Consider the following 21,975-nt stretch of genomic DNA (forward strand, 5'->3'; position numbering starts at 1 on the left):
CTCCCGGCTTCAGCTCTTGGCACTGGTATTGGCGGCGGTGCTCTCCTTGGCTCCCGCATTGATGGCGACCGGCGCACCGTCGACCAGGCGCAACACGCCGTCGACCACCACCTGCTCGCCGCTCTCGACGCCGCTTGTGAGCACGGCATCGGCGCCGGTGACGCGCGCCACTGTCACGGGCCGAAGCTCAGCCGTTTTACCATCTTTCACCACGAAGACGTAGCTCCCCTTTTGGCCGAGCTGAACGGCAGCGTCCGGAACCACCACCTGCGGGCTGGCATCGGGCAGGACCACCTGCACATTGACGAAGGCACCGCCCCACAGGACCTCGTGCGGATTAGGAATGTCGGCCTTGACCAGGATGGTTCCCGTGGCGGCATCGATGGTGTTCTCCACGAAGGACACCTGCCCGGTGAGCGTATTCTTGCCGGTGATGGCGTCGACACGCACAGGCCCCTTCGCCATGCCCTCACGCAACTCGGCCAGGCGTGCCTGCGGGATCGAGAAGGCCACCACGGCCGGATCGAGCTGGTTCACGGTGGCGAGCGGACTGGTGTCGGAGGTGCGCACCGTCGAACCGGGCTTGACCGGGATCGAGCCGATGCGGCCGGGCACGGGCGCGCGGATCACGGTATAATCGAGCGTCACCTGCGCCGCTTCCAGCGAGGCCTGGTCTGCCTGGAGCTGAGCCTGCCCGACCTTGAGAGCGGTGGCAGCCGTATCGCGCGTGGTCGCCGCGCCGGCATTGCGGGCGAGCAGGTCATTGGCGCGGGAAAGGTCGATCTGGGCCTGAGCGATCTGGGCCTGGTCGCGCGCGATCTGGGCCTGGATCTGCGCGACCTGCGCCTTGATGGCACGATCGTCCAGGGTGAAGAGAATGTCGCCCTGCTTGACCTCGGATCCCTCGGCGACGTTGACGCTCGTCACCGCGGTGTTGTCGAGGCGGGTGCGGATCTGGATGGAGGCATAGGGCGTGGCGGTGCCGACGGCATCGATCACCATCGGCATCTGCTTGGCGACCGCCTGGGTGAGCACCACGGGCACGGGCGCGACGTTGCGCTGCGCGGACTTGCTGCCGCCGCCGGCTGGCTGGGGCTCCTCGGGCTTGTGCAGAGCATCGGCAAAACCGGGAAGAGCAGCGATAAGTGACTTCGAGGCCGGCACCGTCTGTACCAGCCAGGGCACCAGGGCGGCACGCTGCCACCAGGCCAGGCCAACGACCACAACGAGAATAAGCACGAAATTGAGAAGACGCTTCATCGAGCCGCCATCAGATCTTCATTAAATCCGGGCAGGCGAGGCCTCCCCCTTTTTCAAAACGATACGCCCCGCTCCCGAATATATCCGGAAACGGGTGCTGCAGTGTATCCATGCGCACAAATTGCAGCGAGTATGTGAACGCATTGTTTCTCGCCCGGCATAACAAGGCTCCGCCCGCACACGTTTTCGTGTAAAGGAACCGAAATTTCGTGATCACGGCTTAGGCGGATCGCGGTCGCGACCAACAGTCTACAAGATTGATAGAAATATATTGACCGTTATAACCGGCTTGCCTAATCGTCACGGCGGAAGGGCCGTGAACCGGGCATTCATCGAAGGTTCCGGCTGTCATGAGGTGTGAAATGGGTAAGTTCTGGAAGAAGGCCGGCATCGCCATGCTGGCTGGCCTGTCGACCATGCTGGTGGCCACGGCACAGGCCGAGACGCCGCCCGGCCTGCTGGTGGTCGGCCAGTCAATCGACGATGCCGTCAGCTTCGATCCGGCCGAAGGCTTCGAGCTGACGACGGTGCAGGCCTTCAACGCCCTCTACCAGCGCCTCGTGCAGTCGAACCGCCAGGAGGGCACCCGCATCGAGCCGGCGCTCGCCACCTCGTGGGAGGCAGGCAGCGATGGCAAGAGCCTGACTTTCAACTTGGCCAAGGACGCCAAATTCGCCTCCGGCAATCCCGTCCGCCCGGAAGACGTGATTTTCTCCTTCTCCCGGGCCGTGAAGCTCAATAAGGCGCCCTCCTTCATCCTGGGCGAACTCGGCTGGAACGCCGACAATGTCGACAAGTCCATTACCAAGGTCGATGACGGCAAGCTCAAGCTGAGCTGGCAGGCCGATGTCGGCCCCGCCTTCGTGCTCGCCATCCTGACCGCGCCGATTGCCTCCGTCGTCGATGAGGCCACGGTCGCTCCGCAGGCTGCCAATGGTGATTTCGGCAATGGCTGGCTGAAGTCGCACTCGGCCGGCAGCGGCGCCTTCAAGATCAACACCTATACCGCGCATGAGGCGCTGGTGCTGGATGCCAACCCGACCTCGCCGGGTGGCGCCCCCAAGCTGCAGGGCGTGATCCTGCGCAATGTTCCCGATGCCGCCGCCCGCCGCCTACTGGTGGAGCAGGGCGACATCGACATCGCCCGTGGGCTCGGCGCCGATCAGATCGACGCTCTCAAGAAGGAGGGCAAGCTCAACGTGCTCGCCGTACCCTCGGCGCGCTCGGACTATCTCCTGATCAACACCAAGGCCAAAGCCGCCCTCGGCAATCCGGCCTTCTGGGAGGCAGCGCGCTATCTTGTCGACTATGAGGGCATCGCCAAGAATCTCTTGCGCGGCCAGTCGCAGGTACACCAGGCCTTCCTGCCCGCCGGCTTCCCGGGTGCGCTGAACGACAATCCCTACAAGCTTGACGTCGAGAAGGCCAAGAAGATCCTGGCCGATGCCGGCATCGGCCCGACGAAGATCGCCTTCCCCGTCTTCAACGAGGAACCCTATCTGCAGATCGCCCAGTCCCTGCAGCAGACCTTCGGCCAGGCCGGCCTCACGCTCGACATCCAGCCGGGCGTCGCCAGCGACATCTATGCCAAGGGCCGCTCGGGCCAGTATGAATTCACGCTGCGCTACTGGATCCCGGACTATTTCGACCCGCATTCCAATGCCAGCGCCTTCGCGATCAACCGCGACAACAAGTACAACACCATCGCCAAACAGGCCGGCTGGGTGATCCCCGAGCTCAGCAACGAGACGGCCGCCGCGGTGAAAGAGCAGGATCCGGCCAAGCGCGCCGCCCTCTATGAGGAACTGCAGCGCAAGATCCAGAAGAGCGCCCCCTATGTGCTGATGTTCCAGGGCAGTGATCAGGTGGTGCTCAGCAAGGCCGTCAAGGGCTATGCCCAGGGCCTGAACGCCGATCAGGTCTATTACGATCAGGTCGAGAAATGACTTGAGGTCTCGTTCCAATCGCCGAGAGTGGAACGAGACGGCTTTCTCTCTCATGACGCCGTGGCGTAGCACCTGCGCCACCTCCAGGACCCGGACATGCAAACTGACGAAACGTCGGGCACCAGGCCCTTCTTCCGCCCGGTGCTCAGAGTGCTGCGCTGGCTGCTTTCCGTCGCGCTCACGCTGTTCGGCCTGATCGTCGTCACCTTCGTCCTGACCCGGCTCTCCACCATCGACCCCGCGCTGCAGCAGGTCGGCGATCACGCCAGCCAATCGAGCTATGAGGCCGCGCGCCGCGAGCTCGGGCTCGACCAGCCGCTGGTGATGCAATTCCTGCGCTATCTCGGCCATGTCGTCCAAGGCGACCTCGGAATCGCCTCCTCGACCGGCCAGCCCGTCCGCTCCGACATCCTGCGTACCTTCACCGCGACGCTCGAACTCGCCACAGCCGCAGCGCTGATCGGTGCATTGCTCGGCCTGGCGCTCGGCATCCTGGCGGCGCTGCGGCCGCGCGGCCTTTTCGACAATATTGCCCGCCTGTTGTCGCTGATCGGCTATTCGACTCCGATCTTCTGGCTCGGCCTGATCTTTCTGCTGCTCTTCTATGCCCGACTGCACTGGGCGCCGGGGCCCGGCCGTCTCGACATCGTCTTTCAATATACCATGAAGCCCGTCACCGGTTTCGCCCTGATCGACGCCTGGCTTTCGGGAACGCCCGGCGCCCTGCGCAGCGCCCTTGCCCATCTCGTCCTGCCGACGGCGGTGCTGGCCCTCTATGCCATGGCCGGCATTTCGAGGCTGACGCGCGCGGCCATTCTCGAACAGCTTTCCAAGGAATATGTGCTCACCGCCCGCGCCAAGGGAGCCGGCGCCCTGCGGGTGGTGCTGGTCCATATTCTGCCCAATGTGGCCGGCACGCTGATCACCGTGATCGCCCTCGCCTATGCCAGCCTGCTCGAGGGCGCCGTGCTCACCGAGACCGTGTTCGCCTGGCCCGGCATCGGGCGCTACCTCACCGTCGCCATGTTCGCTGGCGACACCGCCGCCATCCTCGGCTCGACGCTGGCGATCGGCATGGCCTTCGTGCTGCTCAACAGCCTTACCGACCTGATCGTCACCCGCGTCGATCCGGCTGCCTTGGCGGAGCGCTCCTGATGGCCTCCCTTGCAATCTCTCTCGCGGCGCTGCGCCGTTCGTCATCCGCCCTAATCGGGGCCAGCGTGCTCGCTCTGCTCGTCTTCATGGCCCTGGCCGCCCCGCTGATCGCTCCCTACGATCCCAACCTGCAGGACAGTGCCATCCGCCTCGCCGCTCCGTCCTGGCAGCACTGGCTCGGCACGGACGGCTTCGGACGCGACCTGCTTTCGCGCCTGATCTACGGTGCCCAGCCGACCCTGCTCTTGATCGTCCTGGTCACCGTGCTGATGGCCCCGCTCGGCGTAGCGGTCGGCCTTCTCGCCGGCTTTTTCGGCGGCCTCACCGAGCGGACACTGATGCGCCTGACCGACATCGTGATGTCCTTCCCGCGCCTGGTGCTGGCTTTCGCCTTCGTCGCCATTCTAGGCCCGGGCCTGGTCAACGGCGCCCTCGCTCTGGCCCTGACGAGTTGGCCGGCCTATGCGCGGCTCGCCAGGGTGGAGACCGCAGCCCTTGCTCGCAGCGACTATCTTGCCGCCGCGTCCATGGTCGGCATCAGGGGGCCACGCCTGCTTCTCGGCCATGTGCTGCCCCTCGTGCTGCCCTCGGCCATCATCCGCCTGGCGCTCGATCTCGCTGGAATCATCCTGGCCGCCGCCGGCCTCGGCTTCCTCGGCCTCGGCGTGCGCCCACCCATGGCCGAATGGGGCTCGATGGTGGCCGATGGCACCAAGGTAATCTTCGATCAATGGTGGATCGCCGCCGCACCGGGCCTTGCCATCTTCATCACCAGCCTTGCCCTGAACCTGCTGGGGGATGGACTGCGCGACATATTGGATCCGCGCCATGACTGATACCCTGCTGCAGGTCGAGGATCTGGTGATCGAAACCAGGAACCGGACAGCCGGGGGCAAAGCGGACGGCGGTGCGGCACCCCGGCAGCTCGTGCACGGCATCTCCTTCGAGGTCGGGCGCGAGAAAGTGGCTGTTGTCGGCGAATCCGGCTCGGGCAAGTCGCTGACCGCGCGGGCGATCATGGGCCTGCTGCCGACGAGCCTTACGGCACGGGCCGCGGGGCTGCGGCTCGGCGAAACGGACCTCGCCGACCTCGACACCCGGGGCTGGCAGCGCCTGCGCGGCCGACGGATCGGCCTTGTGCTGCAGGATCCGAAATTTTCGCTCAATCCGGCCCACCGTATTGGACGCCAGGTGGAGGAAGCTCTGCTGCTGCATGGTCGCCTGCCCAGGGCCGAACGACGACGAAAGGCTCTCAGCATGCTCACCCAGGTCGGGCTCGACGATCCGGAGCGTGTCTATGGCAGCCTGCCCGCCGAGCTCTCCGGCGGTATGGGCCAGCGCGTGATGATCGCGGCCATGCTGATCGGCGAGCCGGAGCTGCTCATCGCCGACGAACCGACTTCCGCTCTCGACCATGTCGTGCGCGATCAGATTCTCGAATTGCTGGAGCGGCTGGCGCGCGAGCGCGGCATGGGCCTGCTCCTGATCAGCCACGACCTGCAGCAGGTCTCCCGCTTCGCCGACCGTGTCCTGGTGATGCGCCAGGGGTCGATCGTCGATGCCCTCCCGGCCAACGAACTCGCCCACGCAAGCCATCCCTATACGCGCGGCCTGTGGCAGGCGCGGCCGTCGGCAGCGACCTACGGCACCCGCCTGCCGACCCCCGACATGCCACAAGCGCTTCTCTCGGGGTATGAACGGCCATGATGGCGCTGTCGATCGACAATCTCGAGGTCAGCTTCCAACGCCGGGGCCGAAGCTTCGCCGCCGTGCGCGGAGTGAGCTTTGCCGCAGCGCCCGGCGAGACCTTTGGCCTGGTCGGCCCGTCGGGCTGCGGCAAGAGTACGGTGCTACGAGTCATTGCCGGGCTGAACCTGAACTGGCAGGGCGCGATCTCGGTATTCGGGCCCCCCCTGCAGCCGGGACGCGCCATCGAGGGCGCCCTGAGGCGTGACATCCAGATGGTGTTCCAGGACCCCTATGCCTCGCTGCATCCGCGCCATACGATCGCGCGCGTGCTCGGCGAGCCCCTCGAAGTGCAGGGGGAGACCGATATTCCCGGGCGTGTCGACAGCATTCTCGCCGATGTCGGCCTCGCCGCCGAGATCGCCGGGCGCTATCCGCACGAGCTGTCCGGCGGCCAGCGCCAGCGCGTGGCCATCGCCCGGGCCCTGCTGCTCAAGCCCCGCCTGCTGCTGCTCGACGAGCCGACCTCGGCGCTCGACATCTCGGTCCAGGCCGGCATTCTCAATTTGCTCAACGACCTCAAGCGGCGCCATGGCATGACGCTGGTATTGGTGAGCCATGACCCGGACGTGATCGGCCATATGTGCGACAGGGCGGCGCGCATGGCGGGCGGCAGGATCGAGGCGCTGCTCGACCGGCAGGATCTGGCACGCGGCTGAGGTCCCCTCCGTCGGTAAACGCGGACGTCCTCGCGTAGAGGCCCAATCATCCGCCACCTTTTCTGGAAAACGCTCCAAAATCTACTTCTTGTCTTCGAGGATCCTGAAATCATCGAGGCAGGTCTTGCGGTCGATGTCCGGCTTCGACAGACAAGCCGTGAGTTGTTTACCGCGCAGCTCGAAAGCGGAACGTACGCAAGCACGCCCCAGCACCGGCGGAATGCCGCCAACCGCGCCGAGCGGACAGGTTCCTTGCACGAAGGAGAGCCATAAGCGCTGGCTTTCAACCAGAAGCTTCCTGTCCGGCTCACCGCCCGCGGTCTTCTTCACATTTTCGTAGATGGCAGCGAGCTTGATGTCCGCTTGCCCGAGGTCCGAGTCGGCGCAGATGGCGATTTCCAGCGGCGTGGAGGGTTTGTCGCAATCGAAACTCGCCCGCCGGGCCGGAGCGGCCGCATTGGCTGCGCCGTCCTCCGTCCCGGCAAGGCAATCGACGCTGATGCCCGCCTCGCCGCAACTGTCGAGCAAGGCAAAGCGCTGCTCGAAAGCGCCGCGGACACAGGCAAGGCTCTTGGCAGAAAACGGCGTGCCGCCATCGGCAAGTTGGCATTTTCGGGCGACACGATCGAGCCAGCGACGCTGATCGGCTATGAGAGCACCGCGCGTCTCCCCGTCAGCATCCAGGCTCGCGACCGCCTCGCGATAGCTCTGCGCCAAGACGAGATCGGCCCGTCCCAATTTCCGGTCGGAACAAATCGCCTTCTCCAGCGCCGTTACCGCCTTGCCGCAGTTGAAGCTCGCGCGGCCAAGCGGCTCGCGGGCAGCGTCCGGATCGGCAGAGCGCGCCGCGACCTCGCTCTGGCACGTCGCTGCCATCGACATATAGAGCGTGCCCTGCTGGCCGGCATAACGGTAGGCACATAGCTGCATGCGCTCGCCATAATCGGTCTGAGCCGCCTTGGAGAGCCGCTGGTAAAACTCCTTTTCGCAGATGGAGACGACGATGGCGCTGAATCCGGTATCGGCGCTGGAACCCCACCGACATTCGCTCAGCAGCGCCGTCGCCGCCTTGCAGCTCTTCTGCTCTCGCAGCAGGTTTTCGAGGCCCTCTATACCGGTCTCCCCCGGCTTGGCGCAGGCATTGTCTTGCGCCAAGGCCGGCTGCGCGACCGCGAGCAGGATCGAAAGGATCAGAAAACCCAAATAGCGCATCGCCGACACTCGCAAAGGAGAATGGCGAGAGGCTATAGAAGGTCAGACCTGTCCGGCCATCGCCTTTGACCGGCATTCTCGGTACAAAACCGGCGGATCCATGCCGGAATGTACGGATGGTCCGCGACTGAAGCTCAGCTCAGGATAGGACTGCTCTTGAGCGTGTTGCTGACCGTGCAGATCCGCTCCGCATCGGCAATGATCGCCGCTTTCGTCGCCTCGTCGAAATCGCCGCTGATCTCGATCGCGACATGGAAGCGTTCGATGCGCGAGGGTTCGTCCGCCGCCTTCTCGCCCTTCACCTCGGCTCGCACCTCGCCGAGCCTGTCGAGCACGCCGAGATTACTGGCGGCGATACGGGCGCTCAGCACGAGGCAGGCCGACAGCGAGGCATAGAGCAGGTCGAGCGGATTGAAGCCGGCCTCCGAAGGGCGGGTGACCACGCCGATCTCGCCACCAGTGGCCGATGTCACCACCGGCTGTCCCAAACGGGACAGCACGGCCGTCGCCCCCGTCTGCCTCGGCTTCACTTTTGCAACCGACATGCCGTTCTCCCAAAAACGCTTTGCGGTCAGACGGAAGCGCCAGAAATCACAAAGACGCCTCGAAACGCGGTACCAGAGCAAACAGACGCTCAGTCATGAACGCGCTTGCGGCCTCGGTACCACCAAATTACCGCAATAGCTTCATTACGCTCCGCCCGCGGTACTCGACCGCGGGCGATCCGCCTCATTGCTCGAGACTCTTCATCCAACAGGCCGGAGACGTTTTCAATGACCATGACCATGCTGAACCGTCGCACCCTCCTTGCCGCCGCGACAGGCGCTGCCTTGGCCGCCAGCGCCAGGCTTGCTCCCGCCAGCGCCGCTGCCTCGGCGTCGACGGACCCGAAGGGGCCGGCCGAACTGCCGCCTCTCCCCTACGAGGCCTCGTCGCTGGCGCCGACCATCGATGCCGAAACCATGACTCTGCATCACGACAAGCACCACCAGGCCTATGTCAGCAATTTCAACGCGGCCCTGAAGCAGGAACCGTCATTGGCAGACCTGGCTTATACCGACATTCTGGCCAGCCTGGACAAGGTGCCGCAGAGTGTCCGCCAGATGGTGCGCAACAATCTCGGCGGCCATGTCAATCACTCCATGTTCTGGCAGATCATGGGCGCCAAGGGCGGCGAGCCGGAAGGCGAGGTTCTCGCTGCCATCGAGCGCGATTTCGGCGGTGTCGCCAAGCTGCAGGAAGCCTTCGGTGCCGCCGGCGCCAAGGTCTTCGGCTCGGGCTGGGTCTTCGTCACGGTGACGAACGAGGGCAAGCTCGCCCTCGACAGCAAGCCCAATCAAGACACGCCGCTGATGGACGGCAAGCGCGCTCTCTTCGGCAACGACGTCTGGGAGCACGCCTATTACCTGACCTACCGCAACCGCCGGCCGGATTATCTCAAGGCCTGGTGGCAGGTGGTCGACTGGCGCAAGATCGGCGACCGCTACGCACTCGCCAAGCAGGGCAAGCTGGTGATCTGACGGCCGTAGCAGGGCGGTACGGCAAGCGACAAAAAAGCCCTCCCCGCAGTTGCGGGAAGGGCTGAAACGCATGCGTGTCGAGCGAACTCAGTAGCGGTAGAGTTCCGGCTTGAACGGGCCGTTCTGGTCCACGCCGATATAGGCGGACTGCTTGTCCGAGAGCTTGGTCAAGGTGGCGCCGACCTTGGCGAGGTGGAGCGAGGCGACCTTCTCGTCCAGATGCTTGGGCAACGTGTAGACCTGCTTGCCGTACTGGCTGGGATTGGTCCACAGCTCGATCTGAGCCAGCGTCTGGTTGGTGAAGGATGCCGACATCACGAAGGAGGGATGGCCGGTGGCATTGCCGAGATTGACCAGGCGGCCTTCCGACAGGAGGATGATGCGGTGGCCGTCGGTGAACTGGATCTCGTCGACCTGCGGCTTCACATTGGTCCACTTCAGGTTGCGCAGGCCGGCGACCTGGATCTCCGAATCGAAGTGACCGATGTTGCAGACGATGGCACGGTCCTTCATGGCGCGCATATGGTCGAGGGTGATGACGTCGACATTGCCCGTGCAGGTGACGAAGATGTCGGCACGCGGCGCAGCCTGCTCCATGGTGACGACTTCATAGCCTTCCATCGCGGCCTGCAGGGCGCAGATCGGATCGACTTCCGAAACCAGCACGCGGCAGCCGGCGTTGCGCAAGGAAGCAGCCGAGCCCTTGCCGACATCGCCGAAGCCGGCGACCATGGCGATCTTGCCGGCCATCATGACGTCGGTGCCGCGGCGGATGCCGTCCACCAGCGATTCACGGCAGCCATAGAGATTGTCGAACTTCGACTTGGTCACCGAGTCATTCACATTGATGGCCGGGAACAGAAGCGTGCCCTTCTTGGCCATCTCGTAAAGGCGATGCACGCCCGTGGTGGTCTCTTCGGTCACGCCGGTGATGGCGAGGGCATTCTTGGTGTACCAGCCCGGATGGGTGGTGAGCCGCTTCTTGATCGCGGCGAACAGTACTTCCGCCTCTTCATTGTCGGCGGTCTCGAGGAAGGCGACGTCACCCTTCTCGGCGCGCAGGCCCAGATGCATCAGCATGGTGGCGTCGCCGCCATCGTCGAGGATCAAATTGGGCGTGCCGCCATCGGCCCATTCGAAGATCTTGTGGGTGTATTCCCAATATTCTTCGAGCGACTCGCCCTTGACGGCGAAGACCGGCGTACCGGCGGCGGCGATGGCTGCGGCGGCATGATCCTGGGTCGAATAGATGTTGCACGAAGCCCAGCGCACATCGGCGCCGAGGGCCTTCAGCGTCTCGATCAGCACGGCCGTCTGGATGGTCATGTGGAGCGAGCCGGCGATGCGGGCGCCCTTGAGCACCTGGCGCGGACCATATTCGGCGCGCGTGGCCATCAGGCCCGGCATTTCGCTCTCGGCGATCTCGATTTCCTTACGGCCCCAATCGGCCAGACCCATATCCTTGACGATGTAATCGTGCGTGCTCATTCGATGCATCCCGCATTTGACATGGCGGGCGTCTAGCACAGTCGGCAGCCATCGGCAATAAGGATATAAGGATTTCTTTATGTGACGCACGCACTGCTGCCGGCCGATCATGCAAAAGGGCGAGCCGTCAGGCCCGCCCTTGCTGAGAGCTTCATCCGGCTCGCAAACCGGCCTTTACTGCCCGAGTTCGTTCTGATTGGGCAGGCGGCCGTTCGGCGTGAGCTTGTTGATGATCTCGGGCAGGTGCTGGGCGAGTTGGCCGAGCAGATCGTTGGGATTGACGCCGGCCTTCTGGGCCAGGTTGTTCAGCGTGTCCTGGCCGAGGACCTGACCGAGCTGGCCCGGCTGGATGGGCTGGTTCTGCCCGCCGCCGATCCAGGATTTGATCACGTCCCCCTGGCCCGACTGCTGGAACTTCTCCAGGAGGCCGCCGAGCCCGCCAAGCAACCCGCCATCGCCGGAGGTATCCGCCTGCTGTGCAGACGGCTCGGGAGCCGGCGCCGGCACGGGAGTGGAAGCTTGCGTATCGGGCTGGGCATCCTCGCTGCCCCCCTTCAGCCATTTCGCGAGCAGGAGCGCACCGGCCGCGATGATCAGCGGCTTGGTGAGACTGTTCTGTGGCACGGCATCGTTCACGGCGGTGTCGAAAAAGCCCATGTCTGCGTCTCCTCGTGAAAGAATGGGGTGCCGCGATAACCGCGGTCTCCTCCAATGTTGTGTATCCTGTCTCCAACGACAAGCATTTTACAACAGTGAATGCGGCAAAAATTTTTCCGAGATTGACTTTGCCTTACGGCATGTTCCCTCTTGCCAAAAGAATTTGCGCCCCTACGATCATTTAATGGTAAGATTCGGATCTGTCATCCGCCACGAGGGAAAGGCGACTCCATGGGTATCTTGTCTTGGATTATTCTGGGCCTGATTGCGGGCTTTGTCGGCAGCAAAGTCGTCAACAAATCGGGTTCCGGTTTGCTGATGGATATCGTGATCGGCATCATCGGCGCCCTCGTCGGCGGCTTCATTGCCAAGGCCATGGGTATCGGTACCGTCGATGGCATCAACATCGGCAGTATTCTCATTGCCATTGCCGGCGCGATCATCGTGCTGGTGGGTTACAACGCCCTGGCCCGGCGCTGACCCTGCCGAGATCAAATCGTGCTGAAAGGCCGGTCGCATGACCTAATGCGGTTCACTTAAGGATGGGCTGCACGAAAAAGTAGGATTTACGAGGCAGGGTGGGATTTGTTTCCCACCCTGATTTTGTTTTGGAATGACGCGCACGATTGGTCGCTATCCCGAGCTTTCGGCCTTATCGCGATCGCTTGATGTGGACTGGATAGCGCAGGCGCTTGCGCTGACGGGCAAGGCCAGCGTTCGCAAACGCAAGCTGCCGGCCGAGCAGGTTGTCTGGCTGGTTATCGCATTAGCGCTATACCGACATCAGTCCATTGCGGAAGTGGCCGCCCATCTTGATCTGGCGTTGCCGGATGCGGTTAATCCGGACATAGCCAAGAGTGCGTTGACCCAGGCGCGCCAGCGCTTGGGGCGAGCGCCTCTCGCCCAGTTGTTTGCAATGAGTGCCTCGTGCTGGGATGAGCGTCACCAGGCGGGGAAGGCTTGGCGCGGTCTTGCCCGCTATGCGCTGGATGGGAGCACGTTGCGTGCCAGCGACAGCGTGGAAAACCGCGCGCATTTTGGCGGCCAGGCTCATTCTGAGGGGTTGGTATCAAGCTATCCGCAGGTGCGCCTCCTCATCTTGACGGCCCTTGCCACTCATCTGGTTCGCGATGCGGTATTCGGGGCCTATGGCAAGAACGAAATGCTCTATGCCAAGGATCTGCTTGTCGGAGTACCGGACCGATCCCTGACGGTGTTCGACAAGGGCTTCTTCAGTGCCGGCCTGCTGCTGCAGCTTCAGATGACGGGGGAGCAGCGTCATTGGCTGATCCCGGCCAAGAGATCCCTGGTATGGGAGCGGCTGGATGCAAATCCCAACGATTACCGAGTGCGGATGAGCGTCTCCCTGCAAGCGCGCAAAGCCGCCCCGAGCTTGCCGGCCTTCTGGGAGGCACGGGCTATCGAGACAACCAACCGCCATGGCAAAAAGCGTATCCTCTTGACGTCCCTCATGGATACCAAAGCCTATCCAGCCCATGAGATCGTGCATCAATATGAAGAACGCTGGCGGATCGAAACGAGTTATCGCGAGATCAAGCAGGATATGCTTGGCAGCGAGTTGACCCTGCGCAGCGGTACACCCGAGACCGTCTATCAGGAAGTCTGGGGCGCTTTATTGGCCTATAATCTGGTTCGGCTGGAGATGGCCGAAGTGGCGGGCGAGGCTGAGGTCAACCCCACCCAACTCAGCTTCACCACCGCACTCCATTATCTGCGCCATGAATGGGGTTGGATGGCGATCGAGGCCCCAGGCAAAATACCCGCCCACCTCGTTCGCCTACGCAACCGCCTCGGCGACCTGCTCCTGCAGCAAAAACGGGGGCGAACATACCCTCGTGCCGTGAAAAGCCGATCTCAAAAATATGCCACTCGGTTCGTCAAGGCTCTTAAGTGAACCGCATTAGGTCGCATGACCGGCCTTTTTCTTGTCGGCCCCTAGCTCCTTGTTTCGATGCGTCTTTGCAATTTTCGCCGATGCCGGCAAATCGCTAAACGCCTTGGCGATGCAGCACGAAGGCGGGATCATAGGGCACGCTGAATTCGCCGACGTCGGACAGCACGGCCAGCCGGTCTGCGCGCGTCTCCACCTCCGTCACCCGGTCCCAGCCCGGCGGCACCGGCATGATGCCGATGGCCTGCCGCAGGTCGACCTCTCCCGACGGCGTCAGGCTGATCGAGGTCGGGATGCCCTGCTCGCTATAGTCATTCGGTTCGACCGACGCCCTGTGGCCCGCCAGCAGATAGGTCCGCACTTCCTCCAGGCCGAGCACGCCGCGATGGCGGCTGTTCCAGGGGCTGTAATAGCGCCCCCCATTGCTCATCCACAAAAGGGTGGAGGGAAAATCTTCCGGCCGCTTCAGGCTCAGCACCAGATCCGCCTCGTGGTGCCGCAGTGCGGCGCCCCAGGCGAGCTCCCGGCCAGGCGCCTCGGGCATCATCACGCAATCCTCGTGATTGCGATCGAAGGGGTAGCAGCTGAGATTGGCCGTGCCGCCATCGGCAAGCGGCGCCTTCTTGAGATCGCTGAAGCGCGCGGGATAAGCCAGCGCCGAGCGCCCCTTGAGCGGATCGGCCTCTTGCGGATCGGCTGGCGTCTCGACGAACCGCTTGGGCGAAAAGCTCAGATGTCCGCCCTGCGGCAGCGACACCATCATGTGCAGGCCGACCGAGACGGCACCATCCCCGCCCTGGAACAGATGGCGCTGGTAGAGGAAAGGATGGCCGTCGCGAACAGTGAGTTCCTTGACGACGCGTGCGCCCATCACCCGTTTTTCCAGCTCGAAACGAGCCTGGCGCCCACCATCGATCGCGCGGATTTCGACAGGTTTCCAGGCCGAATTGGCCGGCCAGCCATGGGCCGGCGAACCATCGACATCGCTGAGGCCGAACGGGGCGCAGAGAAAGTCGCCCGACAGGCGCCGGAGATGGGCCGGCGTATCGGCGGCATGCGCCTCCTCCAACCAGGGCGCACGATGCAGGGGCGCGACCTGACGGCCGTCCCGTTCCACCATGAGTTCCCGGATATGCCCGACCGCAAGATCCAGAGTCACGCGGATGCCGCGCGCCTCGACCGTGACAAACTCCTCATCGGCGGCCATGAACTGCATCTCCCCTGAATCGGCTGTTTTTATTCGTGTCAAAACAACAAGATAGACTTCCCTTGCCGCCAGTATGATCCAAAAGCGGCCAGACGCAACAGGCGGCAAGCTGCCGCAAAGTGCCGCTCCTCGGCGCTTGTCTTCTGTCCCGCCGGAGGATTTCGAACCCCGGCGAAGAAGGCGCTTGCAACAATATAAATGCACTAATATATTAATCGACGTCACGCAGGAACCGATCATCGGAGCTATCCGCCATGCTGGACACGCTGCGACATGCGAATGTGAGGCCGCGCTCCACCGCTACCAATGTCTATGAGATGTTGCGCAGCGACATCGTGCTTGGCGTGCTCAGGCCCCAGCAGCCGATCCGCGAGGCGGAGATCGCCGCCAGCCTTTCCGTGTCCCGCACGCCGGTGCGCGAAGCCCTGCTGCGTCTTGCCAATCTCGGCCTGGTCGAGATCTTTCCGCAGAGCGGTACGGTCGTTGCGCCGATCCGGGTGGAAAAGGTCAAGGCTGCCCAGCTCATTCGCGAGGTCGTCGAGGTGGAAGTCAGCCGCAGGGCCTGCCAGGCGGCGAATCAGGCCGACCTCGACGCTCTGGCCGGCATCGTGGACGAGCAGGAATTCGCCGCCGGCCGCAAGGATTTGCGCCGTTTCTACGAATTGGATGAAGCCTTCCATCGCCGCATCTTCGCAACGGTCGATTGCCTCGCCGCCGCTGACGAGCTGGAGGACATGAAGGCCCATCTCAACCGCCTGCGCTTCGTCACCGTGAACTGGCCGAACCGGTCGGACGCCATCATCGCAGAACATCGCGACATCCTTGCCGGCCTCGCCGCCGGCGACCAGGACGCCGCAGCCATCGCGATGCGCAACCATCTGCGCACGATCCTGCAGGCGCTCGACAGTTTCGTCGCGCGCACGCCTTGAACCAGAGCCGCCGGAAAGGCGGCCGCCCTAACGACAAAACCAAAGCTTCGGCAACGACCGCAAGCAGGAGGGAACCCATGATCGTCACGAAGCTCCGCCAATTTCTGGCATCTTGCAGATTCCCCTTGAGCGGGCCCAGGGCTCGATCAGGGGGAATCTGCCTGGCGGCCGTCGCCGGCCTGCTCGCCGCGGGATTGTTGGCCTCGGCGACCCACGCCGCCGACAAGCCGCAGCTGACGGTCTCGCATGACAAGGCTGGCTGGCAGGCCAATTTCGAGGCCTATGGCAAGGACGACCCTACTGCGAGCTGGCAGGTCACGCCTTTCGGCGACACCACCAATTACCAGGCCGCCGTCCGAGCCGCCCTGCCGACCACCTCGGCGCCGGGCATGTTCACCTGGTGGTCCGGCTACCGCATGAAGGACCTGGTGGAAGCAGGCCTGCTGGAGGACCTGACGGCGATCTGGAAGCCTCTGCTGGCCGAAGGCAAGGTCAAGCAGGAAGTGGCCGATGCCTTCAGCTTCGATGGCAAGATCTATGCCGTGCCCAACAATGTCGCCTATTGGGCGATGTTCTATAACAAGAACGTCTACAAGGAACTCGGCCTCGAGGTTCCCAGGACCTGGGAAGAACTGGAGGGCAACCTCGCCAAGATCAAGGCTGCCAACAAGATCCCGATCGGCCAGACCATCGAGGGACGCTGGCCGGCCTTCATCTGGTTTTCCGAGTTCCTGGTGCGATCCGATCCGGATTTCTATGTGAAGCTGATGGCCGGCAAGGCCAAATATACCGATCCGCAGGTCGCCGCCGCCTTCGCCACCTGGAAGGACTGGATGGCCAAGGGCTGGATGGATGACGGCACCTCGCCCTTCGGCTTCACCACCGGCGACAGCATGAACAATTCCTTCGCCCAGGGAAAAGTCGTTCACATGCTGGTCGGCACCTGGTTTGCCGACACCGTCACCAAGGCCGGCACGATCGAGGGACGCGATTGGGGCCTGTTCGTGCTGCCCAACAAGAAGGCCAGCCTGCCGCCCAGCGTGATCTTCGAGGCGGGGCCGCTGCTGGTGTCGAAGAACTCCGACACGCATGAGACCGCCGTGAAGGCCGCCGCCCATTGGATGAGCAAGGCAGGCGAGCAGCGCTGGGCCGACCTCACCGGTTTCCTCGTTGCCAATACCGATGCCAAGCTGCCGGATGACAAGGAGGTGGCGAAGCTGAACGATGCGGTTGTCAAGGGCAACTACAAGCTGCTCGGCCGCTATTGGGAAACCACGCCCTCGCCGATCGCCGAAGCGGCCGTCGACGAGATCTCCAAATTCGTGCTCGACCCGAATTCCGCGCCGGAGGTGATGCAGAACCTGCAGAAGATCGCCGACGATTACTGGGCGGCGCATCCCAAGCCGTGAGAGACGGCACTTCTCCACGACGCTCGCAGAATGAGGCTCAGTTCGCCTCCCCCACGAAGCTGGGGGAGGTTGTCCGACGAAGTCGGGTCGGAGGGGGGGGGGCGGCGGGCGCGGTTGGCCTTGGCACGCCTGCTCGACCGTCGTGTCAGCTCGGCATGTTCCACGCGCTGCCCGCCACCCCCCCCTTCCGTCGTTGCTTTGCAACGACACCTTCCCCAGCTTCGTGGGGAAGGAGAATGGCGCCTTATCCTGAACCCCAGCACTCGGCTCTCCCATGTCCCCCCTGTCCGACCACAAGCAGCGCGAAGCCTATCTCTATGTCGCCCCGGCGGCGCTGATGGTGGGCGTCTTCCTGATCCTGCCGATGCTCTACACCACCCTGCTCGCCTTCACCGACTGGAACGGCATGACCGCGCCGCGTTTCATCGGCCTGCAGAACTTCTTCAAGCTGGTGACGGATGCCAATTTCACCCGCCCCTTCGTCAACACGCTGAAATGGATGGTGCTGGGCGTGGTTTTGCCGGTCGGGCTCGGCTTCTTCTTCGCCTATGCCATTTCAGGGCTGAAGGGGGCGAAGCTGATGCAGATCTGCATCTACATTCCCGCCACCATCTCGGCCTCCGCCGCCGGCATCGTCTTCGGCTTCGTGCTGCGCGACCAGGGCGCCCTCAACATCCTCCTGGACACCATCGGCCTGGGGGCACTCAAGGTGAACTGGCTCTATGTCCAGCCTTACAACACCTATGCGATGATCGGTGCCTATACCTGGCAGGCGACCGGGCTGAACGTGATGATCTTCCTGGTCGGCCTGCAGGGGTTGCCCAAGGAACCGGTGGAAGCAGCCACCCTCGACGGTGCCGCCGGCTTCGTGCTCGCCACCAAGATCATCATCCCCATGCTGATGCCCTATGTGGTGATCGCCTCCCTCCTGGCGGTGATCAACTCGTTCAAGGTGTTCGACACCATCTGGGTGATGACCGGCGGCGGCCCGGCCCGCATGTCCGAAACCCTGGCGGTGACCATGTACAAGGAGGGATTCGCCAACTTCAAGATGGGCTACGCCTCGGCCGTCGCCGTGGTGATCTCCGCCCTCTCGCTGGTGTTCTCCTATCTCTATTTTCGCAACATGCTCGCGCGCGAGAGCCAGGTTTAGTCATGGAGCGTATAGCCATGGAACGTGCAAGCGTGGCGCAATCCGGCGATCGCAGGAAAACCATCCTTTCGGGCGCCATGCTGGCGGTGACGCTGGTCTGGCTCTCGCCAATGGCCTTCCTCTTGATGAACACGCTCAAGACGGCCACCGATTACACCCGTGGCCCACTGAAGCTGCCGACCAGCTTCAACCTCCTCAACAACATCGCCAATGCCTGGGCACAGGGTATCCAGAGCGGCTTTATCAACTCGCTGCTCTATGGCGCGGCGAGTTCCCTCACGGCCGTGCTGCTCGCCGCCCTCGCCGCCTATGGCATCGTCAGGCTGAAGCTGCCGCGGGGCCTGGGCTGGTTCCTGTTCATCTATTCGGGCACGATCTTCCCGCTGCAGATGTATCTGATCCCGCTGTTCAAGAGCTATATCGCCCTCGGCATCTACGACACCAAGATCGGGCTGTTCGCCTTCTACACCGCGATCTGCATCCCCTTCGCCACCTTCGTAATGCGTGGCTTCTTCCTCACCGTGCCCTGGGACATCCAGGAAGCGGCCGAAATGGACGGTGCCTCGAGCTGGAAGGTGTTCTGGAAAATCATGATGCCGCTCGCCAAGGCGCCCTTCCTGATGCTGACGCTGGTGCAGTTCACCTGGGTGTGGAACGACCTGCTCTTCGGCATGATCCTGGTGCGTTCACCCGATGCCCGCCCCGTTCAGGTCGCCCTGCTCGGCATGCAGAGCCTCTACGGCCAGGCCGACGCACCCACCATCATCACCGCCACCCTGATCGTCTCGCTGCCGACCTTCCTCTTGTTCCTCATACTGCAGAAGCACTTCGTGCGCGGCCTCGCTCTATAGCGTTTTGCGATGCTGACCGAATCACCAAGAATCGCAAAGACGCGTTCGAACAAAGAGCCAGAGCAAAAGTGCGTTTTCGCTAAAACGCGCTTTGCTTCTGGGAACCGCGAGCTGATGCGTCATTTCTCCCTTTTCTCTTCCTGCAACCGGATAGTGCGATGAAGATCGTCGACCTTAAGGCCACCACCGTCGCCGTGCCGCTCGAAGCGCCGCTGCGCCATGCCGCGGGCGCGCATTGGGGGCGCTTCATCCGCACCATCGTGGAAGTGATCACCGACGAAGGCATTATCGGGCTCGGCGAGATGGGCGGCGGCGGCGAGTCGGCCGAGGCAGCGGTGCGCGCCCTCCTACCCTATCTCGAGGGCCATGATCCGCTGCAGCTCGAGCAGCTGCGCTGGAAGATCATGAATCCCACCGCCTCGCTCTACAACAACCGCATGCAACTCCACGCCGCCATCGAAATGGCCTGCATGGATGCCGCCGGCAAGAAACTCGGCATCCGGGCCTGCGACCTCATAGGCGGCGCCATACGCGAGACGATTCCTTTTGCCAGCTATCTTTTCTATCGCTATCCGCATGAAGAAACCGGCCAAGGCGGCGAGACCAGCCCGGACGAGATCGTCGCCCATGCCCGCGAACTCAAGGCCCGGCATGGCTTCACCAGCCACAAGTTGAAGGGCGGTCTCTTCCCGCCGGAGCACGACATCGAAACCTTCCGCGCCCTAGGCGCTGCCTTCCCGAACGATCGGCTGCGCCTCGATCCCAATGCTGCCTGGTCGGTGGAGGAAGCGGTCCGGGTCGGGCGAGCGATCGAGCATCTCAACAACGACTATTTCGAGGATCCGACCTGGGGCCTCGAAGGCATGCGCCGGTTGCGAGGCCTCGTCCGCATCCCCACCGCCACCAACACGGTGGTGGTGAATTTCGAGCAGCTCGCCGCCAATCTGCGCCTGGAAGCGGTGGATGTCGTGCTGCTCGACACCACCTTCTGGGGCGGCCTGCGCCAGGCGCACAAGGCCGGCACGGTGCTGGAGACCTTCCAGTACGGCGCCGCCGTGCATTCCTCGGGCGAACTCGGCATCCAGCTTGCCTCGATGCTGCATCTGGGCGCGGCGCTACCGAACCTCTCCTTCGCCGCCGATGCGCATTACCATCATCTCACCGACGACATCATCGTCGGCGGGCCGCTGCGCTATGTCGATGGGGCCATCGCCCTGCCGCAGGGACCGGGCCTCGGCGTCGAGCTCGATCGCGACAAGCTCGCCCGCTATGCCGAGTACTACCGTGAGGTCGGCGGCTATACCTATGACCGCGACCCCGGCCGCCCGGGCTGGTATTCGATCCTGCCCGAGCAGCGCTTCGCCACTCCCCAAAAATAAAGGGAATCCGGTCAGGCCGACCGATAGCGCTCGGCTGCGTGCTCCTGCCGGAAGTTCGGCAGCATGGCGCGGCGGGCGGCATCGAAGGCCTCCCACTGCCCCGCATCCGGCAAGGGCGGAATGGTGACGCTTTCCCGCCTGTCGAAGCCGACCAACGCGGCGTCGACCAGTTCGCCGACGTCCATCACGCCTTCCAGCGTGTTCACATCGCGGCCCGAGCGCTCCCAGATTTCGGTGCGGGTCGCAGCCGGCAGCACGGCCTGGACATAGAGGCCGCGCGGGCCGAGCTCCACCTGCAGGCTCTGCGACAAGGTCAGCACGAAAGCCTTGGTCGCTGCGTAGACACCCAGGCCGAATTCCGGCGCCAGCGCCACCACCGAGGCGATGTTGACGATGGCACCCGTTCCCGCCGCCAGGAACCGGGGCGTCACCGCACCGGCCAGCCGCGTCAGTGCCGTCACGTTGAGACGGATGAGCCTCTCCAGCGCATCCGGATCCTGGTCGGCAAACCCGCCATGGGCGGCCGCGCCGGCGTTGTTGATCAGGATGCCGATCTTGGCGTCCTCGCGCAGCCGCGCCTCGACGCGCGCCAGATCCTCGGCGGCCGTCAGATCCGCCCTGAGGATGTCGACGGCCACGCCGTTCTCCTGGCGAAGGCGGTCGGCAAGCGCGTTCAATCGCGCCTCGTCCCGCGCCACCAGCACAAGGTCGTGGCCGCGCCGGGCGAAGCGTTCGGCATAGGTTGCGCCGATGCCGGTGGAGGCACCGGTGATGAGAATCGTGGGTCGCGTTTGGGTCATGACATCTCTCCGTTCCTATTCATGGCGATCATCATATATAGTGCATTCATGATAGACATCATGTATAAAGTCAAGCGAGACAGGAGAGCCCGTCATGAAAGTCAGCCGCGAACAGGTCACCGAGCATCGCCACCGCATCCTGGATGCGGCTGCGCGCCTCTATCGGGAGAAGGGGTTGGACGGCGTGAGCGTTGCGCAAATCATGGCGGCCGCAGGTCTGACGCATGGCGGCTTTTATGGTCACTTCAAGTCGAAGGAGGATCTGATCGCCCAGGCGCTCGCTCATGTGCTGTTTCAACCGGAGGCGGCCAAGCCTCCGGGCCGGACGATGGCCGACTATGCTACGACCTATCTCAGCCGGACGCATCGCGATGCGCGTGCCGAGGGCTGCTCCTTTGCCGCGCTCGGCACAGAAGCTGTGCGTGGATCGCAGGATATCCGTGCCGTGCTGACCCGTTCCTTGCGTGAGCAGATCGAGGATTTCAGCACGACCGCCCCGGGCGAAACGCCGCAAGAACGGCGTAGCGCGGCGATCGCCGGGTGGGCCGCCATGGTCGGCGCCGTGGTTCTGGCCCGCATCGCCGACGATCCCGCCCTTTCCGACGAGATTCTGAAGGCGACGCTTCGGCAGGTAGCCGGTTCGTAACGACGCCTGGCTTTCCCTCACCAAGCCGCCGGCGCTCGTCCATGCG

21 protein-coding genes are annotated in these 21,975 nt (G+C 63.6%); 14 read left to right on the top strand and 7 right to left on the bottom strand.

The window, feature by feature from the left end; translation table 11 throughout:
* Positions 1-9 precede the first annotated feature (9 nt).
* Entirely contained in the window at positions 10-1,260 is a 1,251-nt protein-coding gene (locus ACN6KF_RS19675) for an efflux RND transporter periplasmic adaptor subunit (RefSeq protein WP_434958469.1), read from the bottom strand.
* Positions 1,261-1,622: 362 nt separating this feature from the next.
* On the opposite strand from ACN6KF_RS19675, the gene ACN6KF_RS19680 reads away from it, so the two are divergent.
* The 5 genes from ACN6KF_RS19680 to ACN6KF_RS19700 all read left to right on the top strand — a co-directional run bounded on the left by ACN6KF_RS19680 (position 1,623) and on the right by ACN6KF_RS19700 (position 6,766).
* Positions 1,623-3,206, top strand: coding sequence for an ABC transporter substrate-binding protein (locus tag ACN6KF_RS19680; RefSeq protein ID WP_434958470.1), 1,584 nt, complete (start codon positions 1,623-1,625; stop codon positions 3,204-3,206).
* A gap of 96 nt (positions 3,207-3,302) precedes the next feature.
* Entirely contained in the window at positions 3,303-4,361 is a 1,059-nt protein-coding gene (locus tag ACN6KF_RS19685) for an ABC transporter permease (protein ID WP_434958471.1), read from the top strand.
* Positions 4,361-5,197: an ABC transporter permease gene (locus tag ACN6KF_RS19690; protein ID WP_434958472.1), complete on the top strand. Its 837-nt coding sequence runs from the start codon at positions 4,361-4,363 to the stop codon at positions 5,195-5,197. The genes ACN6KF_RS19685 and ACN6KF_RS19690 overlap by 1 nt, the downstream gene beginning before the upstream one ends.
* Positions 5,190-6,068, top strand: coding sequence for an ATP-binding cassette domain-containing protein (locus ACN6KF_RS19695; RefSeq protein ID WP_434958473.1), 879 nt, complete (start codon positions 5,190-5,192; stop codon positions 6,066-6,068). Before ACN6KF_RS19690 ends, ACN6KF_RS19695 begins: the two co-directional genes overlap by 8 nt.
* On the top strand, positions 6,065-6,766 hold the full coding sequence (locus tag ACN6KF_RS19700; protein ID WP_434958474.1) for an ABC transporter ATP-binding protein: 702 nt from the start codon (positions 6,065-6,067) through the stop codon (positions 6,764-6,766). Before ACN6KF_RS19695 ends, ACN6KF_RS19700 begins: the two co-directional genes overlap by 4 nt.
* Before the next feature lie 81 nt (positions 6,767-6,847).
* Here the strand turns inward: ACN6KF_RS19700 and ACN6KF_RS19705 are convergent, their stop codons facing one another.
* Together ACN6KF_RS19705 and ACN6KF_RS19710 are read right to left on the bottom strand one after the other, a co-directional pair.
* Complete coding sequence (locus tag ACN6KF_RS19705; RefSeq protein WP_434958475.1) at positions 6,848-7,978, bottom strand: lysozyme inhibitor LprI family protein; 1,131 nt, start codon at positions 7,976-7,978, stop codon at positions 6,848-6,850.
* 134 nt (positions 7,979-8,112) lie between these two features.
* On the bottom strand, positions 8,113-8,523 hold the full coding sequence (locus ACN6KF_RS19710) for an OsmC family protein (protein ID WP_434958476.1): 411 nt from the start codon (positions 8,521-8,523) through the stop codon (positions 8,113-8,115).
* A 234-nt stretch (positions 8,524-8,757) separates the two neighbouring features.
* Between ACN6KF_RS19710 and ACN6KF_RS19715 the strand changes: the two genes are divergently transcribed.
* Positions 8,758-9,498, top strand: coding sequence for a superoxide dismutase (locus tag ACN6KF_RS19715; protein WP_434959715.1), 741 nt, complete (start codon positions 8,758-8,760; stop codon positions 9,496-9,498).
* 87 nt (positions 9,499-9,585) lie between these two features.
* Here the strand turns inward: ACN6KF_RS19715 and ahcY are convergent, their stop codons facing one another.
* Both ahcY and ACN6KF_RS19725 read right to left on the bottom strand, forming a co-directional pair.
* Positions 9,586-10,986: an adenosylhomocysteinase gene (gene ahcY, locus ACN6KF_RS19720; protein ID WP_434958477.1), complete on the bottom strand. Its 1,401-nt coding sequence runs from the start codon at positions 10,984-10,986 to the stop codon at positions 9,586-9,588.
* A 174-nt stretch (positions 10,987-11,160) separates the two neighbouring features.
* Positions 11,161-11,643: a YidB family protein gene (locus ACN6KF_RS19725; RefSeq protein WP_434958478.1), complete on the bottom strand. Its 483-nt coding sequence runs from the start codon at positions 11,641-11,643 to the stop codon at positions 11,161-11,163.
* A 231-nt stretch (positions 11,644-11,874) separates the two neighbouring features.
* Between ACN6KF_RS19725 and ACN6KF_RS19730 the strand changes: the two genes are divergently transcribed.
* Both ACN6KF_RS19730 and ACN6KF_RS19735 read left to right on the top strand, forming a co-directional pair.
* Entirely contained in the window at positions 11,875-12,123 is a 249-nt protein-coding gene (locus ACN6KF_RS19730) for a GlsB/YeaQ/YmgE family stress response membrane protein (protein WP_434958479.1), read from the top strand.
* Between the two features lie 133 nt (positions 12,124-12,256).
* Complete coding sequence (locus ACN6KF_RS19735) at positions 12,257-13,558, top strand: IS4 family transposase (RefSeq protein ID WP_434955141.1); 1,302 nt, start codon at positions 12,257-12,259, stop codon at positions 13,556-13,558.
* A gap of 94 nt (positions 13,559-13,652) precedes the next feature.
* Here ACN6KF_RS19735 and ACN6KF_RS19740 read toward each other — a convergent pair whose 3' ends face one another.
* Positions 13,653-14,762 (bottom strand): hypothetical protein, encoded by a 1,110-nt coding sequence (locus ACN6KF_RS19740; RefSeq protein WP_434958480.1) that lies wholly within the window; start codon positions 14,760-14,762, stop codon positions 13,653-13,655.
* Between the two features lie 254 nt (positions 14,763-15,016).
* On the opposite strand from ACN6KF_RS19740, the gene ACN6KF_RS19745 reads away from it, so the two are divergent.
* The 5 genes from ACN6KF_RS19745 to ACN6KF_RS19765 all read left to right on the top strand — a co-directional run bounded on the left by ACN6KF_RS19745 (position 15,017) and on the right by ACN6KF_RS19765 (position 20,483).
* Positions 15,017-15,691, top strand: a complete 675-nt coding sequence (locus ACN6KF_RS19745; protein WP_434958481.1) for a GntR family transcriptional regulator — start codon at positions 15,017-15,019, stop codon at positions 15,689-15,691.
* Positions 15,692-15,816: 125 nt separating this feature from the next.
* Complete coding sequence (locus ACN6KF_RS19750) at positions 15,817-17,100, top strand: ABC transporter substrate-binding protein (protein WP_434958482.1); 1,284 nt, start codon at positions 15,817-15,819, stop codon at positions 17,098-17,100.
* A gap of 274 nt (positions 17,101-17,374) precedes the next feature.
* The gene (locus ACN6KF_RS19755; protein WP_434958483.1) at positions 17,375-18,253 is read left to right on the top strand and encodes a carbohydrate ABC transporter permease; all 879 of its coding nucleotides are present in this window, start codon (positions 17,375-17,377) and stop codon (positions 18,251-18,253) included.
* 17 nt (positions 18,254-18,270) lie between these two features.
* Positions 18,271-19,104, top strand: a complete 834-nt coding sequence (locus tag ACN6KF_RS19760) for a carbohydrate ABC transporter permease (protein ID WP_434958484.1) — start codon at positions 18,271-18,273, stop codon at positions 19,102-19,104.
* A gap of 158 nt (positions 19,105-19,262) precedes the next feature.
* On the top strand, positions 19,263-20,483 hold the full coding sequence (locus tag ACN6KF_RS19765) for an enolase C-terminal domain-like protein (RefSeq protein WP_434958485.1): 1,221 nt from the start codon (positions 19,263-19,265) through the stop codon (positions 20,481-20,483).
* 11 nt (positions 20,484-20,494) lie between these two features.
* On the opposite strand, the gene ACN6KF_RS19770 is transcribed toward ACN6KF_RS19765, so the two are convergent.
* On the bottom strand, positions 20,495-21,283 hold the full coding sequence (locus ACN6KF_RS19770; RefSeq protein WP_434958486.1) for an SDR family NAD(P)-dependent oxidoreductase: 789 nt from the start codon (positions 21,281-21,283) through the stop codon (positions 20,495-20,497).
* Positions 21,284-21,377: 94 nt separating this feature from the next.
* On the opposite strand from ACN6KF_RS19770, the gene ACN6KF_RS19775 reads away from it, so the two are divergent.
* The gene (locus ACN6KF_RS19775) at positions 21,378-21,929 is read left to right on the top strand and encodes a TetR/AcrR family transcriptional regulator (RefSeq protein WP_434958487.1); all 552 of its coding nucleotides are present in this window, start codon (positions 21,378-21,380) and stop codon (positions 21,927-21,929) included.
* Positions 21,930-21,975 lie beyond the last annotated feature (46 nt).

This window comes from Labrys methylaminiphilus subsp. lupini (assembly GCF_051161885.1).
Taxonomy (GTDB): Bacteria; Pseudomonadota; Alphaproteobacteria; order Rhizobiales; family Labraceae; genus Labrys.

Excerpts from the sequence above, each read along its gene's own strand:
- ACN6KF_RS19705 (WP_434958475.1), bottom strand. The coding sequence starts at position 7,978 with ATGCGCTATTTGGGTTTTCTGATCCTTTCGATCCTGCTCGCGGTCGCG.
- ACN6KF_RS19760 (WP_434958484.1), top strand. The coding sequence starts at position 18,271 with ATGGAACGTGCAAGCGTGGCGCAATCCGGCGATCGCAGGAAAACCATC.
- ACN6KF_RS19715 (WP_434959715.1), top strand. The coding sequence starts at position 8,758 with ATGACCATGCTGAACCGTCGCACCCTCCTTGCCGCCGCGACAGGCGCT.
- ACN6KF_RS19765 (WP_434958485.1), top strand. The coding sequence starts at position 19,263 with ATGAAGATCGTCGACCTTAAGGCCACCACCGTCGCCGTGCCGCTCGAA.
- ACN6KF_RS19675 (WP_434958469.1), bottom strand. The coding sequence starts at position 1,260 with ATGAAGCGTCTTCTCAATTTCGTGCTTATTCTCGTTGTGGTCGTTGGC.
- ACN6KF_RS19770 (WP_434958486.1), bottom strand. The coding sequence starts at position 21,283 with ATGACCCAAACGCGACCCACGATTCTCATCACCGGTGCCTCCACCGGC.
- ACN6KF_RS19700 (WP_434958474.1), top strand. The coding sequence starts at position 6,065 with ATGATGGCGCTGTCGATCGACAATCTCGAGGTCAGCTTCCAACGCCGG.
- ACN6KF_RS19755 (WP_434958483.1), top strand. The coding sequence starts at position 17,375 with ATGTCCCCCCTGTCCGACCACAAGCAGCGCGAAGCCTATCTCTATGTC.
- ACN6KF_RS19695 (WP_434958473.1), top strand. The coding sequence starts at position 5,190 with ATGACTGATACCCTGCTGCAGGTCGAGGATCTGGTGATCGAAACCAGG.
- ACN6KF_RS19680 (WP_434958470.1), top strand. The coding sequence starts at position 1,623 with ATGGGTAAGTTCTGGAAGAAGGCCGGCATCGCCATGCTGGCTGGCCTG.
- ACN6KF_RS19685 (WP_434958471.1), top strand. The coding sequence starts at position 3,303 with ATGCAAACTGACGAAACGTCGGGCACCAGGCCCTTCTTCCGCCCGGTG.
- ahcY (WP_434958477.1), bottom strand. The coding sequence starts at position 10,986 with ATGAGCACGCACGATTACATCGTCAAGGATATGGGTCTGGCCGATTGG.
- ACN6KF_RS19690 (WP_434958472.1), top strand. The coding sequence starts at position 4,361 with ATGGCCTCCCTTGCAATCTCTCTCGCGGCGCTGCGCCGTTCGTCATCC.
- ACN6KF_RS19710 (WP_434958476.1), bottom strand. The coding sequence starts at position 8,523 with ATGTCGGTTGCAAAAGTGAAGCCGAGGCAGACGGGGGCGACGGCCGTG.
- ACN6KF_RS19745 (WP_434958481.1), top strand. The coding sequence starts at position 15,017 with ATGCTGGACACGCTGCGACATGCGAATGTGAGGCCGCGCTCCACCGCT.
- ACN6KF_RS19775 (WP_434958487.1), top strand. The coding sequence starts at position 21,378 with ATGAAAGTCAGCCGCGAACAGGTCACCGAGCATCGCCACCGCATCCTG.
- ACN6KF_RS19735 (WP_434955141.1), top strand. The coding sequence starts at position 12,257 with ATGACGCGCACGATTGGTCGCTATCCCGAGCTTTCGGCCTTATCGCGA.
- ACN6KF_RS19725 (WP_434958478.1), bottom strand. The coding sequence starts at position 11,643 with ATGGGCTTTTTCGACACCGCCGTGAACGATGCCGTGCCACAGAACAGT.
- ACN6KF_RS19740 (WP_434958480.1), bottom strand. The coding sequence starts at position 14,762 with ATGGCCGCCGATGAGGAGTTTGTCACGGTCGAGGCGCGCGGCATCCGC.
- ACN6KF_RS19730 (WP_434958479.1), top strand. The coding sequence starts at position 11,875 with ATGGGTATCTTGTCTTGGATTATTCTGGGCCTGATTGCGGGCTTTGTC.